Origin of the sequence: Porphyromonas asaccharolytica DSM 20707 (genome assembly GCF_000212375.1) — a bacterium.
Classification (GTDB): Bacteria; Bacteroidota; Bacteroidia; order Bacteroidales; family Porphyromonadaceae; genus Porphyromonas; species Porphyromonas asaccharolytica.
Genome location: NC_015501.1, coordinates 520,512 through 539,713, shown reverse-complemented (window position 1 = coordinate 539,713; position 19,202 = coordinate 520,512). Strand labels below are relative to the sequence as shown.

The window sequence follows — 19,202 nt, the reverse complement described above, 5'->3', positions numbered from 1 at the left end:
TACTATGCAACTATTCAAGCTCAAGACGGTCATCGACCAGTTCGAGACCTTTGCAGACTTTGCCAAAGCCTTTGCACTTGGGGAGCGTGACCTAGTCATCACCAATGACTTCCTCTACGAGCCCTTTATGAAAGCCTCCCAGCTACCCTGCCACTTCGTCATGCAGGAGCACTACGGCACAGGTGAGCCCTCGGAGGAGATGATGAATCAGATCCTCCACGACCTCCAGGGCACGGACTACGATCGTGTCATAGCCGTAGGCGGTGGCACGGTCATCGACATCTCCAAGCTCTTTGTGCTGCGTGGCTTGACAGACGTGATGGACGCTTTTGACAAGAAGATCCCTCTCGTCAAGGAGAAGCAGCTCATCATCATCCCCACGACCTGTGGTACGGGTAGCGAGGTGACCAATATCTCTATCGCTGAGATCAAGAGCCGCCAGACGAAGATGGGACTCGCTGACGATGCTATCGTAGCTGACAATGCGGTCATCATCCCTGAGCTGCTGAGGGGGCTGCCCTTCAAGTTTTACGCTTGCAGCGCCATCGATGCGCTGATACATGCTGTGGAGTCCTTCCTCTCGCCCAAGTGCAATCCCTACACCGCAATCTTTAGCGAAGCCGCTTGGCAGATCATCATCCCGGTCTTCCAGAAGATACGAGACAAGGGTCCCGACTACCGCTTCGACTGTATGGGCGAGATGATTATGGCGAGCAACTTCGCGGGCATCGCCTTTGGCAATGCAGGTGTTGGCGCCGTCCATGCGCTCTCTTATCCGCTCGGTGGCTCCTATCACGTACCGCACGGAGAGGCAAACTATCAGTTCTTCACCGAGGTCTTTAAGGCTTACGAGCGCAAGGCTCCAGCGGGTCAGATGCAGCTCCTCAAGGAGAAGCTCGCCAAGCTGATGGGTTGTACGCCCGCCACGCTCTTTGACGAAATCGACGCACTGCTCTCAGCTTTGATCGCCAAGAATTCGCTTCGCACATACGGTATGAAGGAGGCTGAGATCGAAGGCTTTGCCGATGCGGTCATCGCTACGCAGCAGCGCCTCCTTGCGAACAACTATACCCCCCTCACACGGGACGAGATCAGAGACATCTACAAGGCTCTCTACTAATAAAGCTATCATACATTCAATCTATAAACAACCATATCATGGATATCAAAGAAATGGTCTCTCTAGCACGAGAGGCACAGAAGGATTACCAAGCACGCTTCGATCAGGACGCTGTAGACCAGGTGGTCAAGGCTCTCTGTCGTGTCGTCTATGACAATGCTGAGATGCTCGCTCGTGAAGCTGTCGACGAGACCGAGATGGGCGTCTATGAGGACAAAGTAGCTAAGTGCCGCAACAAGTCAAAAGGCGTATGGAGCAACCTCCAGGGCAAGAAGAGTATGGGCGTACTGGACATCGACGAGAAGACCGGCCTCATCAAGATCGCTAAGCCCGTAGGTGTCGTCGCTGCGATCACTCCGACGACTAATCCGATCGTCACTCCGATGGCAAACATCGCCTTCGCTCTCAAGACACGCAACGCGATCATCGTCTCGCCACACCCACGCTCTAAGAACTGCTCCGCACATACCATCCAGCTCATACTGGAGCGTCTTAAGGAGTTCAACGTACCTGAGCACCTCATTCAGTGCGTCACCGAGCCCTCTATCCAAGCCACGCAAGACCTTATGGCGGCTGTCGACGTCGTAGTTGCTACGGGTGGTATGGGCATGGTACACTCTGCTTACTCTTCGGGCAAGCCCTCCTTTGGCGTAGGCGCTGGCAACGTGCAGGTCATCCTCGATGAGCATATCGACTACAAAGAAGCTGCCGAGACCATCATCCGTGGACGTATCTTTGACAACGGCATCATCTGCTCTGGCGAGCAGTGCTTCATCTACCCTGAGCAGCACCGGGAGGAGATCTTCCAGGCCTTCAAGGATCACGGAGCTTACTTCGTACCAGCTGAGGAGCACGACAAGCTGGTCAATACGCTCTTCGTCAACGGCACCATCAGCCGTGACGTCGTCGGCAAGAGCGTGCAGCACATTGCTCAGCTCGCTGGTATCTCCGTACCCGAGGGGACCCGTATGCTCATCGTCCCTGCCAAGGGCGTCGGCACGGCCGATCCTATCTGCAAGGAGAAGATGTGTCCCGTGATGACCTGCCTGCCTTACAAGCACTTTGACGAGGCTATTGAGATTGCCAATACCAACCTCAAGATGGAGGGTAGTGGCCACACGGCAGGTATCCACTCAAACAATCAGGGTAACATCATCAAGGCTGGCGATGAGATCACTATCTCGCGTCTGATCGTCAATGCGCCTTGCTCGATCACGGCTGGTGGATCGATCCAAAACGGTCTCTCCGTGACTACAACCCTAGGCTGCGGTAGCTGGGGCAATAACTCTATCTCGGAGAACCTTACCTACAAGCACCTACTCAACATCTCTCGCATCGCTCGCATGTCGCCACACGTCCACGTGCCGACCGACGAGGAGATCTGGGCGATGAACTAAGTCCGCTAGCGCAGACGCTCTGCGTTTGTGTCACGCTCTGCGCTCACTACGACTGAGAGCGCACCTAATACAACGCTCCCGATGAGGCCTTGCCCCGTCGGGAGCGTTTTTTTGGTGTTGTCTCGCATAGCGCAAATCTCATGCTACACTTCCCCGCCTCCCATACCTCTAAATAAAAAGCAAGCCACCCGCTCTGACGAACGGGTGGCTTGCTTTGTTGTCGCTGATCAGCGCCTCTAGAAGTGGAAGGAGAGGTCAGCACCGAAGGTGCGTGGCTGCGCCTGCTGGAGGAACGAATTGCCAAACGACTGGAAGTAGAAGGTCGCATAGCGCGTGTCCGTCAGGTTACGTCCCCAGATGGCTACGGTGACGTAGGGAAGACGTACGCCGAGGCGCGCTCCGAGCGTCATGTAGGGATCTTGGCGATGCTGATTCTCTGAGTCCCAGTAGATAGGACCATTACCACGCAGCTCTACTGAGGCGAGTACGCCCTTGAGCCAGGAAGTCTGGATAGGCTCATTCAGCTGGAGCATCGTTGCGTAGGTATGTGCTGGGACGTAGGGGATATAGTTACCCTCATAGTTTACCTCTATCGGTGCACCGCCCTTAGGATTAGCACGGCTCGTGAGGTAGTCTTGGAAGGTCGCATGCGTATAGCCATACTGAGCAGAGATCGTGAGCGAACGCCAGATACGCGCCTTGACACTCGCCTCAGCACCGAGCGAGAGTGCCTTGCCCGCATTGACCGTCGTACGTCCCGTACCCGTAGTCACGAAGCGTGCCACCTGTAGGTCTCGTATCCATGAGCCAAAGAGCGTAGCCGACACGAAGAGGCGATCTTGTAGCGTCAGGAGCCGTCCGCCTAGCTCTAGGTTATAGGCATGCTCAGGCTTGAAGGCAGCTAGGTTAGCATCGCCCGTCTGTACCTGTGGCTGCTGCTTGCCCTGCGACATAACGAGCGCCATCATCTCCCGCTGTGCCTGCTGCATCAGCACCTCGGTCATCATCTGCTCATTATATCCGCCCGTCTTGTAGCTCTTAGAGGCTGCTACAAAGAGGTAGCTGCCAGCCGTGGGGCGATAGCTCAGAGAGAGCTTAGGTAGGACTTGGAAGAAGTCTTGATAGTCACCCTCACCCACCAAGCGACTGGTCACGTCAAAGTGTCTCTTTGCCTCAGGCTTAGCTTTTGGAGCTACCTCCAGCCCTAGGCTAAAGTCGCTGTCGAAGTCCATCGCCTGACGCTCCGCATCGATACGTAGACCTAAGTTAAGGTCGAAGCCTGTCCAGCCAAACGGCTCATGCAGATTACTCTCGTGATAAAGAGCTACACCATAGCTGCTCTTGTCAAAGAGGTTGTGATTGACTCGCTCCTTAGAGGCATCGACCATCATCTGTACAGGCACCTTGTCGTTTTTGTTTGCCCTATCTAGTCCAGGCTGTATCATAGCCATCAGTCCCTCGGGGCGTATCGCTACGGGGACCTCTAGATGATTCATCTGGTAGATACCATTGAGACCCAGTGTCCAGTTGTAGGTCATCTGCTCCTTATTGCGTAGGATGAGGTCAGCCGTGACAGCATCTTGATGCTGCTTTTGGTTGATCGTAAAGATATCTCGAGGCGTGTAGTCCTGATCCATCAGCATATTGTCTCGCAGTGCCTGGTAGCTGGTGGTGAAGTCTAGCCGTACCTCGTCCCAGCTCTTGTCATAAGCTAGGCGCGCCTCGCCGACGGTACGATCGTAGGAGCCAGGGGCGTTGTAGTTGATCGGCATCGTCTCGCCACTCTTAGGATGGATCATCGCATAGGGGAAAGCACCCTGCCGTACACCATCCCATACACCTGCTAGGCGCAACCTCTGCGAAGCATCAGGACGCCACTCGAAGTGCATGTTGGCACCATACGCCTCCTCAGCATCAGCTGGCGTGCCATCGAAAGCATTCGTATAGAAGCCGTTATTTCTATTGTAATACCCCCCAAGGGCGAGCCCCACCTTGGAGCTAAATGCGTGAGCCAGTCGCGCAGCTCCCTCGACAATCCCATGATTACCAGCTCTAGCACGTACATCCAGTGCGGGGTCGTCAATAGGCGAGCGAGAGGTCAGGAGGATCGTTCCCGCCATAGCGTTGCGCCCGTAGATGTTGCTCAGTGCTCCGCTCATCACCTCTATGGACTCGATGCCGAGGAGGTAACGATTGATCGAACTATTGAGCACGGGTACGCCATCGATAAAGAAAGCGGTGGACTGCCCGCCACTACGCGTACCGATACCACGCATATAGATCGGCGAGGTGAGACGCGAGCCGTAGTCGGGCATGTAGAGATTAGGGACTACCGCCGTCAAGTCTGACAGATGCTTTATGTCATACTCACGAAGCATCGTCGGGGTCACGAGACTCATCGCTCCAGGAGTACTCATCAAGAGACCCGCTTGGCGCAGTAGAGGACGATGGGTTAGGACCCTCACCTCGTCTAGTTCGTAGGTCATCGCCGAGTCTGCGACAGTAGGCATTTCGTCGATAGCCCCCTGTAGTGGCAAGAAGAGTAGACTTGCCAAGGAAATAAAAAGTAGTTGTCGTAGGTTCATCATATACTTACATTTTGCGTTATCGCGTGCAAATGTAAGCAACCGTCATCGAATAAAGGGTTAATTAGTGCGAAGTTGTACCATAGATCGCAACTAAGTCAAAATTGTCCGCCGCTTAGTTGAGAAACGTATCTTTTGGCACAAGATTTCGACACATTTGCGAGAGATTTCCCCCTTGAACCCCTCTGATTAAAAAGAGATCAGGTCGCAGAGTAGTAGACTCCACGACCTGATCTCAATTATATAGGGGCTTCTAGATATTGTACCCTCCAGAAAAAGCTGCCAGTGATGTGCTAAAAAAGATAGCCCAAACAGTGTAAGCTATGCCCACAGCAAAGCCAACACAGGCGGAGACGATGATCCATATACGAGCCTGACGGCTAGCATATTCAGCGCCCTGGTAGTCACCTGCGATATAGCGAGAGGAGACTTGCGAAGAGTAAACGATCGCCACGATACCGCCGATGAGGCAGCAGAGGATCGTCACAGCGATGCTCCATGCGAGATAAGTCGGTGGCATAGGAGGCTGCTCGGCTGGCGTGTTGTACTGCGGGGGACGACTGTACTGCGGCTCTCTGTGATACTGCGGCGCTGCTGGGGCTCCATAGCTAGGCGCATTGTAGCTAGGCGGTGTCTGTGCGCTCCTTGTAAAGAGCGAGTTCAGCTCGCTCACCTCACGGGCAGGAGCCCAGTCGGTCATACCCTCCGTCCAGACAACCGTGTCAGGCGTGATCTCCATCGCGGCCAGCTCCTCTAGGGTGTAGGGACCAGCTTGCTGGTCATTGCGAATGATATAGTATTGCTTCATCGAAGATTGATTTGTTTGTTGCACTACAAAGGTAGCACTTTCGGAGTTGCTAGCAAACAGATGAAAGAGGTGACTGCGTCACCATGCGTCCCGCCCCATTGATTCATCTGTTAATGATCCATCCAAGTAGACCTCCAATGAGAAATGCCAGGAGCATCACTAGAAAGATGTAGGCTGGAACTCTAACCCACAGGCGAGCTTGACGACTAGCATAGGCGGCACCCTCATAGTTACCAGCGTAGTAGCGAGAGGAGACCTGTATAGAGTAGACAATCGCAATGATACCTATGATGCGAGAAAGAAAGATGGTCACGAGGATACTCCAGACGAGATAGGTCGGTGGCATAGGAGGACGGACTGATGGTCGAGCCTCCGGACCCGTAGTGTCGTAGCGAGGAGCTTCAGTCGCCTGACGATATGGCACTTGATAAGGAGGAGGCGTCTGTGCAGTGGTGGAAGCAAAGAGCGAGTTAAGCTCGTTCACCTGATAAGCGGGTATCCAGTCAGCTATATCCTCAGCCCAGACTATCGTGTCGGGTTTGATCCCCATCGCAGCAAGCTCCTCTATCGTATAGGGTCCAGCTGGCTGATTATTGCGAATGATGTAGTATTGCTTCATGAGATTAGTCTACTATACAACCAAAGGTACTGAATGTTTGTAAACGAAGAGTCTACTCAAGCACCGCAACGCTTACGAGTAACGAAGCTGCGATTGTCAGAAGGAGCTGAACTCTATGAGGAGACTTGGGAGTCCCCACCTGGAGAGCAGCAATTCTTCGATACGACAAGGGAACGTTGGCTCTAGAAGCGATGTCTCGGATCGGCTCTTTGATACGGCTCCGTTTAATCTTTCGACAGTTTAGCTCCTCTAAGACGGAGACACACACATACGACACACTATGCGACAGATACCTTTACGGAGTCTCTGCCTACTCCTGATACTGCACGTCTTATACTTTACATTACCTGCCCAAGTGGTCACGACCGTACGAGGTGCCGTACGGGACGGCGCCGAGGCTCCTCTGGTGGGTGCCAACGTGGCATTCTATCGGCTCACACCCTCAGGCGATAAGCAGCTCGTGGCGGGCGGTACGAGCGATAGCAAGGGGCGCTTTGCGATAGCTCAAGTGCCTCAGGAGCAGCTCTCCCTAGAGGTCTCCTACATAGGCTATCAGAACTACCAGGACAACCTGACGATCACGGCTGGGCTAAACTTAGGAGTCATACAGCTCAAGGAGGATGAGCATCTGCTCGAGGTGGTGGTCGTAGAGGGTAAAGCAACCGACATGACGGTACGAGGCGATACGATCGCCTTCAACGCTGATGCCTACAAGGTGCCGCAAGGTGCTATGCTCGAGGAGCTGGTCAAGCGTCTTCCAGGAGCGGAGATTGATGAGAATGGTCAGATCACCATCGGTGGGCAGCAGGTGGCGAAGATTATGCTCGACGGCAAGGAGTTCTTTAGCGGGGATACGAAGGTCGCTATGCGTAATCTGCCAGCCTCCGTGGTCAATCAGCTGGAGGTGCTAAACCAGCAGAGCGACGAGGCGCGCGTCACGGGCTTTGACGACGATGAGGAGCAGACCGTACTCAACATACGCACGAAGCCTGATATGCGTCAAGGTACTTTCGGACACGCTCTGGCGGGTTATGGCTTGGACCACCGCTATGAGCTTAGCGGGATGCTCAACTACTTCTCCAAGCGGCACCAGACGACGCTCATCGCTGGCAGTAACAATACAAACGGGCAGGGACTCTCTGACCTGGACCTAGGCGGTGGCTCTGGTGGATGGGGGCGTGGCGGCGGTAGACGTGGTGGTGGCTTCGGAAATCAAGGTATAACCACCTCTGCACAGATCGCTGCTAATGAGACTTACACACCTAATGATCGGCTGGAGATCAATGCGAATGCACGCTATGGATATACCCAAAACGATCTCTCGACACGCACCGAGACGGAGAACCTCTTGCCTGACAGCCCCAGTACATTTACCAATGAGACATCCGAGGCTCTCAGACGTGGACACAATCTAGGGGGCGATGCTTTTATCAAGTGGCAAGCGACGGACCGCACGGAGCTGATCTACCGCCCTGCGGTACATTACAGTTGGGGCATAGATCAGGAGGAGCGTAACTATCGCACTACGGATAGCGAGGATAACGAGCTGCATCGAGGCAGTCAGGAGAACCTTCGGGAGCATAGTGGGCTACGCCTCTTCAACATGCTCCTCCTAGGGCACAAGCTCAATGACGAGGGACGTACTCTCAGCCTACAACTCAACGGAGGCTTCCTCGGTGGCAACGCTAGCACCGAGAGCCACTCGACGCTTCACTCGGTCGAGGGGGATCAGTCACAGCAGACGCTCCTGGAGGATCGCGATCAGACCTTCAACTACCGCATACGCACGGGCTACGTGGAGCCACTCACAGAGCTGCTCTCACTACAAGCGCAACTAGAGTGGAGCGACCGCATACGGAGTAGTGAGCGTGACTACAAGCTGCCTGACGCTACGGGTGTCTGGACACAGCTAGATGCCACGATGGATACGAAGATGAAGACCCGCCTCAGCTCGCTAAGTGGAGGTGTAGACCTCAAGGTGGCCAACAAACTGCTCGACCTGACCGTAGGACTACGTATCCGCCCTACCTGGATGACTACGGAGCAGTTGCAACTAGCTAGCCAAGAGCCTCTCGTGCGCCGAGAGACGATATGGGCGCCTTCACTCAACTTTCGCTACACGCCTAGCAAGCAAACGATGCTTCGCCTAGGCTATTGGGGACGCTCAGAGATGCCTTCTGCAGGACAGATGTATAGTCTCCCCGATGCGACCAATCTGCGGGAGTCGATCGTAGGTAATCCAGATCTACGTCCCAGCTACCAGCATCAGCTGTTTGGTATGTTTCGCACCTTCATCCCCAGTACGAGCCAAGCGATCAATCTACGCTTCTTCGGTGCTTATACCCACCACGCTGTGATCAGCGATCAGACGGTCGATGCCAAGACGCAGCGCCGACAGATCACCTACATCAATGCCGATGGGGGAGAGTATATGGTGCATGCTAACGGCTCCTTTACCACGCCCCTCTTTACGAAGTCGCTGTCGCTGGCGGTCTCGCTCGGCTCGGCGTACAACTACCGCCTAGGACGCATCAATGGTGTGACCAATGGGGCGCACTCATGGACGCTGTCTCCGAACCTCTCTTTAGCCTATTCAAACAGTTGGCTCTACCTACGCGCTAAGGGAGGACTCAGATACCACTACGGCAGCCAAAGTCTACAGATCGCCACTTCGCCACACACTTACGACTGGAGTGCTGGAGGCGATGCGTCGGTGACGCTCCCACTAGGCTTCAAGGTGGAGAGCGAGGCGATCTACACACAAGGGATCGGATACCAAGAGCCTTACAACGTCGCCTCCGTACTGTGGAGCGCTGGGCTTTCTTACTCTTTCCTGAAGGATCAAGCAGCGACCCTACGCATCAAGGTGTATGACCTACTCAACGAGCAGCAGAGCATCTGGCGTCAGGTCACCGCTACGGAGATTAGCGACACCTGGTCCAACAGTCTCGGCCGCTACGCCATGCTGCACTTGATCTACCGCTTCCGACTCTAGATGAACCCGCAGGCTGACAGATAGCTCTTGAAGGGTTGCTCAGAGAAGCGTACCTGCCGTCGTCATGCAAGCGCTCCGGCAGAAGTATCCCAATGGACGCATTGACGATATCGACTTCATCGAGATGCCTCAGGGCTCTTACTACCGCTTCGAGATAGAGCAGAGAGGTGCCCGTGAGGAGTACGTCTACATCACTCCTGAGGGTGTGATCACCGAGGTCAATGTCTATCACAGATGATCTGCTAGCCACTAAATAGCAATAACTGACAAGGCGGGCTAGACCATAGCGTCTAGCCCGCCTTGCTGTATATCTGCTCAATGCGTGTCTCTACGGAAGCAATATTTTGTAACTCGATATGTCCCCGAAAACGGCAAAACGGGTACACGTCACACTCGATATGTACCCGAAAACGACAAGACGGGTACACGTCACACTCGATATGTACCCGAAAAGGGCAAAACGGGTACATGTCACACTCGATATGTACCCGAAAACGGCAAAACGGGTACACGTCGCACTTTTGCAAAAACTTGCTGCTAAAGCACTCGTTGAGATCTTTTACCTATATTTGTAGGTGTGTTGCACTTGACAATGGAGTGTGTACCACGGGAAGCTATAACAACAGCTTTATTACCTTAGCACAGTCGTTCATGGCAAGCTCACAGCATATGCCTTCTATCAAGAAAAGGTAGAAGCCAAACAATTGGTATCCTCTCCCATACGATGCTCTTCTCTTCGTATGAATAGATGCGCAAGTATTGAAGACCTCATCAAGAAATACTGCTCAATAAACATACTAAAGGCATGAAAGATCATTACATCAAAAAGACTTTGTGGAGCCTCTGTCTCATCTCTTCGATAGGGTTGAGTGCACAAACTTTCAATCTAGATGGCATCGCTTATGAGGTGAACTCAGCGACTGAGCATACCGTCTCTGTGGTGAAAAACTCTGAAGGTTATACTGGATCGGTTGTCATCCCGGCTACGGTATCACACGAGGGGGACGCATACACGGTGACGGCTATCGACTATGAAGCTTTTTATGGCTGCTCTAAGCTCAAAGCGGTCACGCTCCCTGTGGGGCTTAAGCAGATAGGGGTCGATGCTTTTAGAGATTGTGTCGGACTCTCTGAGATAGATATCCCAGAGAGCGTGGAGATGATCGGGGGGCACGCATTCTCTTGCTGTGAAAATCTACAGACTGTCACTCTTACTGAGGGGGTGGGGCGTATAGGCGAGTATGCCTTCTATGATTGTGCCGCACTGAAGAGTGTCTCGGTGCCAGGGAGCGTGGAGACGATCGGAGAGGCTGCCTTTGCCAAGTGCTTCAGCCTCCAGTCTGTCGCCATAGCCGAAGGGGTCGACAGTATATGCGAAGGAGCATTTAGCAAGTGTATCTATCTGACAGATATTTCTATACCTGGGAGCGTGTCTTATCTCGGGGGCAATCTGTGTGCTACCTGTGGTAGCCTGACCTCAGTGACCCTAGGCGAGGGGCTTACGGAGATAGGCGACTATATGTTCGCTGGGTGTACTGCCCTCACTGCTCTGGCCTTACCCTCGTCTGTGACGAAGATAGGTGATTATGCCTTGTATGGCTGTGCAGCACTCGAAGAGCTGGCCTTGCCTCAAGGATTGAGTCATGTCGGGATCTACTCCTTTAAGGATTGTACATCTCTTGCCAAAATCCTCATACCAGGGACGCTCACAGAGGTCTCACAAGGAGCATTCTCTGGATGTGCAGCACTAACGGAAGTAACGGCCTCTGAGGGTGTGCAGCGCATCGGTGAGAGTGCTTTTCTAGACTGTACGGCACTCAAAACGGTCAATCTACCTAGTAGCTTAGAGCAACTGTACGACTATGCTTTCTCAGGGTGTACGGCACTACAAAGCATTCATGCAGAGGGTGGACTACGCAATCTAGGTAAGTATGCCTTCCTCAGCTGTACATCTCTCACAGAGGTTCCTCTGGCAGAGGAGATGGGCCATCTTGACGATGGAGCATTCTATGGTTGCTCTCAGCTACAAAAACTTGTCCTGCCAGAGGGACTTACCAGTGTGAGCGACTACCTCTGTGCTGGGTGTACGGCGCTCTCCTCGCTCTCTCTGCCAGCGAGCTTGCAGCGTGTCGGTCAGTACGCTTTTCAAGAGTGCTCCTCTCTGACCTCTATCGTCATACCTGAGGGGGTTACCTCCATAGGTACTTCTGCATTCTTTATGTGTGCAGCGATGACCTCGCTCTCCATACCCAGTACTACGTCTGAGATAGGCTCATTTGCTTTCTCTGGATGCACGGCGCTGACCTCTATCGAGTCTCATATCACTGATCCGAGCGACACGGAAGCCTTCGAGACTGAAGAGGATGCGCCTATCTATACAGCAGCAACGCTCTACGTGCCCAGCGGCACTAAGGATCGCTACAGAGAGCATAGTCAGTGGCGACTCTTCAAAAACATCTGCGAGAAGGGGGACGATGCCAATACGATCGTTTCGCTCGGCACAGAGACTGAGCCTGTGGAGATACGACGATTTGATATCTCAGGAAAGCAACTATCCGAACCTTGCGAAGGTATCAATATCATCGAGATGAGCAATGGCGAAACTCGCAAAGTCTTCGTCAAGGAATAGTCGATGACCTTTTTTCCCTATGAACCAAATGGGGTAAGAAATAATCCAATGTGTAACGATGATGTAGGAATGCACCGATGTGTTGCGTCCCTACATCATCGTTGTTTGCGGAATTAAGTTTACTCGGTGAGGAGGGTCAGGAGGCGGGAGCCGTCGGGCTGCGCCTCGATGTGGATGACGGCGGTGTCCTCGGGGAGTAGGGGAGCGATGACGTCGGGCCACTCGATATAGCAGCGAGCACCTGAGCGGATATACTCGGCTAGTCCTATCTGGTCGGCATCGGCTAGGTTCTCCAGACGATAGCAGTCTATATGATAGATGGTGTCGTCGGACTGAGTCGTATAGACGTTGACAATGGCAAAGGTGGGGCTATTGACCACCTCCTCTTCGCTGGCACCATCGAGACGGCACAGCTGGTGAACGAGTGTCGTCTTGCCCGCTCCTAGATCCCCCTGAAGGGCGATGACGGGGTAGTCGGCTAGTCGTGTGTGTACCTCCTGGGCTATGCGTGGGAGGTCGGCAAGGGATTGTAGTGTGAGACGCATATAGTTAATGGTATTAACGAGGCGTGAGCGTGATACAAGGCACGAGCATCTCCTCCATAGAGATACCCCCGTGCTGGAGCGTGTCACGGTAGTAATTGACGTAGTAGTTATAGTTGTTGGGATAGGCGAAGAAGTTCTGCTCGTAGCAGAAGACGTATCCGTCTGTCAGATGGCTGACTGGAAGACCTATATCTTTAGGTTTGCGAGGTGCATAAGCCTCCTTGGCATCGAAGGTGAGACTTTGCCCTAGCTTATAGCGTAGATTGGTCGAAGTGTTGCGATTGCCGACGATCTTGACCGGCTTGCGAACGCGAACGGTGCCATGGTCGGTCGTTAATATGATCTTGGCGCCCATCTGAGCGATCTGCTCGAAGAGCCGATAGGTGGTCGAGTGGCGGAACCAGCTTTGCGTCAGGGAGCGGTAAGCGGCCTCGCTGCTGGCTAGCTCGCGGATCATCTTGCTCTCGGTACGAGCGTGCGATAGCATATCGACGAAGTTGAGGACGATGACATTGAGCTGATTGTCCTCTAGCTCGTTGAGCTGAGCGAGGAGTCGCTCGCCAAAGGAAGTCTCGTAGACCTTGCGGTAGGCGAAGCTGTAAGGCTTGCGGTAACGCTTGAGAAGGCTTGCGATCATAGGCTCTTCGTTGAGATTTTTGCCCTCTTCGCTCTCCTCATCGACCCATAGCTCGGGAAAGGTTTTCGCAATCTCTAGGGGCATAAGTCCTGAGAAGATCGCATTGCGTGCATACTGTGTGGCTGTGGGTAGGATGGCGGTGTACATACCGTCGTCGAAGGTGAAGAGTCCGCTCAGCATCTCCTGCACGGCGAGCCACTGGTCCCAGCGGAAGTTGTCGATGAGGATTAGGAAGATATGCTCGCCACGATCTAGCATCGGGAAGACCTTGTCACGCATCAGCGTGTGGCTCATCGTGGGGGCGCTCTTAGGATTTTGTATCCACCCCTCGTACTCCTTGATGATATACTTGGCGAAAAGTCTATTTGCCTCATCGCGCTGCGACTGCAGCGTCTCCGCCATATCGGGGAGGTAGTTGTCTACCTGCATGACCCACTTAGAGATCTCCTTATAGATAGCCATCCACTCGTCGATGGTGCTAGCACTATTGATTCGTAGGGATAATTCACGGAAGGCTTGTATGTAGTTTTGCTGGGTAGCCTCGGTGACGATCTGCTCTCGATGCAGTACTTTCTTGAGCGAGAGGAGGAGTTGGTGGGGATTGACCGGCTTGATGAGGTAGTCGGCTATCTGACGGCTGATCGCTTCATTCATCAGGTGCTCCTCCTCGCTCTTGGTGACCATGACGACGGGGAGGTAGGGGTAGAGTGGTGCGATGCGTGCGAGCGTCTCTAGTCCCGATAAGCCTGGCATCTGCTCATCGAGGAAAACTAAGTCGTACGCCTGCTCTTGCAGCAAGTCGAGGGCATCGGCGCCACTCACGCAGGGGGTAACCTGATAGCCGTGCTGCTCGAGGAATATGATGTGCGGTCTCAGAAGATCTATCTCGTCATCGACCCAAAGTATCTGTATTGCGGACATAGATGCGTAGCTTATTGTGTGGAAAAGTTAGTGCTGGCAGTACCAGTCGTAGAGCTGGGGGATGCCGACGGCAAGGGGCGTGGTGGCGGTGTAGCCGAGGGAGGTGAGACGTGTCAGGTCGAGGAGCTTACGCGGTGTGCCGTCGGGCTTCGTGCCGTCCCACTCAATGCGCCCCTCGTAGTGCGTCGCCTCAGCGACGAGCGTGGCGAGCGTACGGATGGAGACCTCTTCGCCAGAGCCGATGTTGATGTGCGTGTTACGGATCTCTTGCTCACCAGCGGGGTATAACTCAGCGAACGACACCCGCTCGGCAATGGTTATGCAAGCCTCCGCTAGGTCGTCGCTCCACATAAACTCACGCAGTGCCGACCCGGTGCCCCATAACTGCAAACTGGTGGGCGTGATGCCGTAGCGTGCTAGCTCTGCCGTGAACTCTGCCAGACTACTCTGCTCTGTTAAACCCTCCAGCGGACGCTGCGCCACGTCCCGTCGTAGTGCTGCCAGGTCGCTACGAAGCAACGCTCCCGCTAGGTGTAGCTTACGGATCATAGCGGGCAGGACATGACTATTAACTAGGTCAAAGTTGTCTCCATAACCATATAGATTGGTCGGCATGACCGAGAGATAGTTCGTGCCGTACTGAAGATTCATACTCTCGCACATCTTCATCCCTGCGATCTTGGCGATAGCGTACGGCTCGTTGGTGTACTCCAGTGGGGAGGTGAGCAGCGCATCCTCACGCATCGGCTGAGGCGCAAGCCGAGGATAAATGCAGCTACTACCGAGGAAGAGCAGTCCCTCGACACCATTGTGCAGCGCAGAGGTGAGGACGTTTTGCTGTATCCCCAGATTGTTCATGATAAAGTCGGCACGATAGGTCTGATTGGCCATAATCCCGCCCACATGCGCTGCTGCGAGAAATATGTAGTCAGGTCGCTCCTCACGCATGAAGCGCTCTACCGCCACTGCGTCCAGTAAGTCTAGCTCTTGATGGGTGCGGGTGATCAGCTGTTGGTAGCCCCGTGCCTGCAGTTGGCGAAGGATTGCCGATCCTACTAAGCCTCGATGTCCAGCCACATAGATGCGGCTCTCAGGTTTCAATTGTCTCATAGCTTCTTACGCTCTTCTTGTGCAAATAGCTCTAGATCGCTCTCGACCATACGTTTGACTAGTTCCTCGAAAGGTGTCATCCGTGGGTTCCACCCTAGGTGTTGACGTGCCTTCGTTGGATCGCCTAGGAGCGTCTCTACCTCAGCGGGACGGAAGAAGCTCTCGTCCACAGCGACCAGTACGCGCCCCGTGGCACGATCCACACCCTCCTCGTGAAGCCCTTCACCTCGCCACTCTAAGTCAATGCCTACATAGTGGAAAGCAAGCGTGGCAAACTCCCGCACCGAGTGCTGTTCGCCTGTGGCGATGACAAAGTCCTCGGGCTTCTCGTTTTGCAGCATCAGCCACATACAGTAGACATAGTCAGGCGCATAGCCCCAGTCACGGAGTGCATTGAGATTGCCCAGGTAAAGCTTGTCCTGCAGTCCCAGCTTAATGCGTGCTGCTGCCATTGTGATCTTGCGGGTGACGAAGTTCTCGCCCCGTCGCTCACTCTCATGGTTAAAGAGGATCCCGTTGACCGCAAACATACCGTAGCTCTCCCGGTAGTTGCGAATGATCCAGTAGGCGTAGAGCTTAGCGCAGGCGTAGGGCGAGCAGGGGCGGAAGGGCGTCAGCTCATTTTGCGGAGTCTCCGCCACGTGACCATATAGCTCACTCGTGGAGGCTTGGTAGATGCGTACCGCCTGGCTCATGCCTAGGATGCGTACCGCCTCGAGTAGTCTGAGGGTGCCGATGGCGGTCACATCGCCTGTGTACTCTGGCACGTCAAAGGAGACCTTGACATGGCTCTGAGCCGCTAGATTGTAAATCTCCGTGGGGCGCACCTCTTGAATGATGCGTATGAGCGACGAACTGTCCGTCATGTCGGCCCAGTGAAGCTCTATCTTGCGTCTCTGCCCTTGATCACGCACCCAGTCGTCAAGGTATAGATGCTCGATGCGAGCGGTGTTGAAGTAAGAGGCGCGGCGCAGTGTGCCATGCACCTCGTATCCCTTGGATAGAAGCAGCTCAGCGAGGTAAGAGCCGTCTTGCCCCGTGATGCCTGTGATGAGAGCTATAGGTCTAGACATAGATGTCACGATATCGATTTAATCCCAAAGGTACGAAATTAGAGATTAGAAGTTAGAAATGAGAGGTTAGAGAGGCACTAGTCACTCTAGTGGTGCTAGTAGCTCTAGTGACTCTAGTCAATAGCTAACAGCCCATAGCCGACCTTCAGTCGCTTTCCTCGGTAGGGATTTTCGATTTTCCAGGTGGATATTTTTTATTTTCCACGTGGAGGCGAAACGATTCCTCCGAAGTTTCATTTGATTCCTCCGAAGTTTCATTTCGTCCCCACGTGGAAAATTTTCTGTTTCCACGTGGAGATTTTCGATTTTCCACGTGGAGATTTTCGATTTTCCACGTGGAGAGTGACTAGACGAGTCCAGGGCGACCAGAGGTGATCGTTAATACATCCTTTTTTGTATCTTCGCCTGCGGTAGGTATGCGTGCGTACCTCGATGCTTTAAGAGATTCTCCACACTAACACAAACCAATATGATCCAAACAATTACGCAATTACGCAAGGTCTGTATAGCTAGCTGTGCTATCGCACTCTGCTCGCTAGGCCTGCAAGCTCAGAATGCTGAGCTGGTCAAGCTGTCGCTCCATCAGCCAGAGCTACAAGCGCTCAGAGCTGATGATGCCTCCATAACGGGTGAGTCTAGCATTCCCGCCGATGAGAAGCAAGCACTCATCGACATCTACAACAGTCTCGATGGGGCTAACTGGAAGCCTTCTTACAAGCGCTGGGATCTAACTGCCGATCCTGAGACCTGGAGTGGCGTCACGATCCAAAACGGTCACGTCGTGGGGCTCAAGATAGATCGTCTCTGGGCTAAGGGCGAGGTGCCAGCCTCTATCGCTGATCTGACTGAGCTAGAAACCTTCATGTGCTACTCGAATCAGATCACCAAGTTCCCCGATGAGCTCTTTACTATGAAGAAGCTAAAGACCTTCGTCGCTGACTTGCAGAATGTCGGAGAGACTCGCACACTGACGCAAGAGTTCCCCAAGAAAGTAGATCTGCCAGCCATGGAGTCCTTCTCTATGGCAAACAATGCCCTGACAGGATCTCTGCCGAGTGATATGAACATGCCTAAGTTGAACTTCTTAGGACTCCAGGACAACAAGCTCACGGGCAGTGTCCCCGAGACCTTGACAAAGTGTCCAAACCTAGAGTATCTCTACCTCCACATGAATGACCTCTCAGGTGATATACCTCAAGACTGGACAGCCTGCACGAAGCTCAAGCACTTTGTCTTCGAGCAGAACCCTCAGCTCGGAGGCAACTTCCCCGCTTCGCTGACTCAGCTGACCACTCTAGAGGCTATCTCCCTCCAGATGACCTCCATCAAGGGTGAGATCCCCTCAAATATTGGTGACCTAACCAATATGAGCCAGTTTTTTCTCACCGGCTCTAAGATGAGCGGGGTCATCCCTGAGAGCATTGGTAAGCTAACCAAGATGACGATTCTAGCCTTTGGCGACTGTCAGTTCACGGGTCCGCTGCCAGCTAGCCTAGCCAACCTAACGAATCTAACGCTCATCAACCTTACGAACAATCCTATAGGTGGTGAAATACCAGAGTGGCTCTCAAAGCTCTCCATGCTCAAGGACCTCAGAATGGCTAAGTGTCAGCTCACAGGCGAGATACCAGCCAGCCTATTCCCCTCTACTAAGGGAGGAACCGATGGACTGCCCGAGCTGCAAAATCTAGACTTCTCGCACAATGAGCTAACAGGCGAGCTCTCTAGCCAGATCACCAACAGCTCTAACCTAGTACGTATCTGGATCTCGCACAATAAGATGTCTGGCAATCCGACCGGATACTTCACGTACGATAACTTTAACCACCTCGTGCAGATCGAGCTCAACGACAACCAGTTCTCGGGAGGCATCGGTACACTATTTACCAACCCCGAGCGTATGCTAGTCCGTGTAGACATCTCAAACAACAACTTCTCAGGGCCGATCCTCCCAGAGCCTAGCAAGTCTGACTACGGTGTGCTACTAGGCTTTACAGGCGAGAGTGCCATCATCCATGGTAACAAGTTCGTCTTTGCGGACTTTAGCAACTTCCAGGGTGCTCTAGAGATTGGCTCAGATGCAGACAAGACGCTCGTCTATGCCCCACAGAAACCGACCACAGAGGATAAAACCATGGAGCTAGGCAATGGCAAAAGCGTAACACTAGACGCAACGCTCGAAGACCCTGATAACTGGAAGCAAGGAGCAGCATCCTTCATCCCCAATAAATACCAGTGGTACAAGGATGGCAAGGCAATCGCAGGTGCAAACGAAGCAACCTACACCATCGCCAGCTATAGTGACAGCGACAATGGTGTATACCACTGCCAGATCACAAACATCATCGCGCCTAAGCTCAAGCTCACCACAGGCAAGACGACAATCGAGCATGACACATCTGTAGCAGAGGTTACCAAGCCGGCTCTCCAGATCACAAGAGGTGCTGCCACACTCCACATCAATGGTGCTCAGGAGGCTGCTCTCTACACCATGGAGGGTGCCTGCATCGCTCGCACAGAGGGCGCCACGCTATCTATCGAGGGTGTAGCCCCTGGCTGCTATCTCATCATCGTGACTGTCGACAACGTACGCCACACGGTGAAGTACATCCTATAAAGGAGGTTACACATAACGCCTAAACACAACAAAGGAGGCTGTCACACACGTGGCAGTCTCCTTTGCTCTTACTCATAAGAAGCTAAACTAGCTGTTAGCTAGTGCTGATAGAAAAACTTCTAGTCTCTAACTTCTAATCTCTAATT

Annotated in this window: 14 protein-coding genes; 6 read left to right on the top strand and 8 right to left on the bottom strand. The window is 53.4% G+C overall.

The features are described from left to right. Positions 1–4 precede the first annotated feature (4 nt). Both PORAS_RS02175 and PORAS_RS02170 read left to right on the top strand, forming a co-directional pair. Positions 5–1,120, top strand: coding sequence for a 4-hydroxybutyrate dehydrogenase (locus tag PORAS_RS02175; RefSeq protein ID WP_013760009.1), 1,116 nt, complete (start codon positions 5–7; stop codon positions 1,118–1,120). A 38-nt stretch (positions 1,121–1,158) separates the two neighbouring features. Then, complete coding sequence (locus tag PORAS_RS02170; protein WP_004331890.1) at positions 1,159–2,517, top strand: aldehyde dehydrogenase family protein; 1,359 nt, start codon at positions 1,159–1,161, stop codon at positions 2,515–2,517. A 5-nt stretch (positions 2,518–2,522) separates the two neighbouring features. On the opposite strand, the gene PORAS_RS09120 is transcribed toward PORAS_RS02170, so the two are convergent. From PORAS_RS09120 to PORAS_RS02155, 4 genes are all read right to left on the bottom strand, one after another. After that, on the bottom strand, positions 2,523–2,645 hold the full coding sequence (locus PORAS_RS09120; RefSeq protein ID WP_281032295.1) for a hypothetical protein: 123 nt from the start codon (positions 2,643–2,645) through the stop codon (positions 2,523–2,525). A gap of 108 nt (positions 2,646–2,753) precedes the next feature. Next, on the bottom strand, positions 2,754–5,105 hold the full coding sequence (locus PORAS_RS02165) for a TonB-dependent receptor (RefSeq protein ID WP_013760008.1): 2,352 nt from the start codon (positions 5,103–5,105) through the stop codon (positions 2,754–2,756). A 250-nt stretch (positions 5,106–5,355) separates the two neighbouring features. Then, positions 5,356–5,910, bottom strand: a complete 555-nt coding sequence (locus PORAS_RS02160) for a CD225/dispanin family protein (RefSeq protein WP_004331927.1) — start codon at positions 5,908–5,910, stop codon at positions 5,356–5,358. A 103-nt stretch (positions 5,911–6,013) separates the two neighbouring features. Next, positions 6,014–6,529 carry a CD225/dispanin family protein gene (locus PORAS_RS02155; protein WP_013760007.1) on the bottom strand — a complete coding sequence of 172 codons (516 nt, stop codon included), beginning with the start codon at positions 6,527–6,529 and terminating at the stop codon, positions 6,014–6,016. A 280-nt stretch (positions 6,530–6,809) separates the two neighbouring features. Between PORAS_RS02155 and PORAS_RS02150 the strand changes: the two genes are divergently transcribed. From PORAS_RS02150 to PORAS_RS02135, 3 genes are all read left to right on the top strand, one after another. After that, on the top strand, positions 6,810–9,524 hold the full coding sequence (locus PORAS_RS02150) for a TonB-dependent receptor (RefSeq protein WP_013760006.1): 2,715 nt from the start codon (positions 6,810–6,812) through the stop codon (positions 9,522–9,524). Between the two features lie 64 nt (positions 9,525–9,588). Continuing rightward, on the top strand, positions 9,589–9,762 hold the full coding sequence (locus PORAS_RS02145) for a hypothetical protein (protein ID WP_013760005.1): 174 nt from the start codon (positions 9,589–9,591) through the stop codon (positions 9,760–9,762). A 567-nt stretch (positions 9,763–10,329) separates the two neighbouring features. Beyond that, entirely contained in the window at positions 10,330–12,153 is a 1,824-nt protein-coding gene (locus PORAS_RS02135) for a leucine-rich repeat domain-containing protein (protein WP_013760003.1), read from the top strand. Between the two features lie 119 nt (positions 12,154–12,272). Here PORAS_RS02135 and tsaE read toward each other — a convergent pair whose 3' ends face one another. The 4 genes from tsaE to gmd are packed head-to-tail and all read right to left on the bottom strand — an operon-like array spanning position 12,273 to position 16,439. Next, on the bottom strand, positions 12,273–12,698 hold the full coding sequence (tsaE, locus tag PORAS_RS02130; RefSeq protein ID WP_013760002.1) for a tRNA (adenosine(37)-N6)-threonylcarbamoyltransferase complex ATPase subunit type 1 TsaE: 426 nt from the start codon (positions 12,696–12,698) through the stop codon (positions 12,273–12,275). 13 nt (positions 12,699–12,711) lie between these two features. Then, a complete protein-coding gene (gene porX, locus PORAS_RS02125) occupies positions 12,712–14,256 on the bottom strand; it encodes a T9SS response regulator signal transducer PorX (RefSeq protein ID WP_013760001.1) in 1,545 nt (514 codons plus the stop codon). Positions 14,257–14,283: 27 nt separating this feature from the next. Next, the gene (locus tag PORAS_RS02120; protein WP_013760000.1) at positions 14,284–15,366 is read right to left on the bottom strand and encodes a GDP-L-fucose synthase family protein; all 1,083 of its coding nucleotides are present in this window, start codon (positions 15,364–15,366) and stop codon (positions 14,284–14,286) included. Further along, positions 15,363–16,439 (bottom strand): GDP-mannose 4,6-dehydratase, encoded by a 1,077-nt coding sequence (gmd, locus tag PORAS_RS02115; protein WP_013759999.1) that lies wholly within the window; start codon positions 16,437–16,439, stop codon positions 15,363–15,365. The genes PORAS_RS02120 and gmd overlap by 4 nt, the downstream gene beginning before the upstream one ends. 469 nt (positions 16,440–16,908) lie before the next feature. Between gmd and PORAS_RS02110 the strand changes: the two genes are divergently transcribed. Further along, positions 16,909–19,056 (top strand): leucine-rich repeat domain-containing protein, encoded by a 2,148-nt coding sequence (locus tag PORAS_RS02110; protein WP_013759998.1) that lies wholly within the window; start codon positions 16,909–16,911, stop codon positions 19,054–19,056. Positions 19,057–19,202 lie beyond the last annotated feature (146 nt).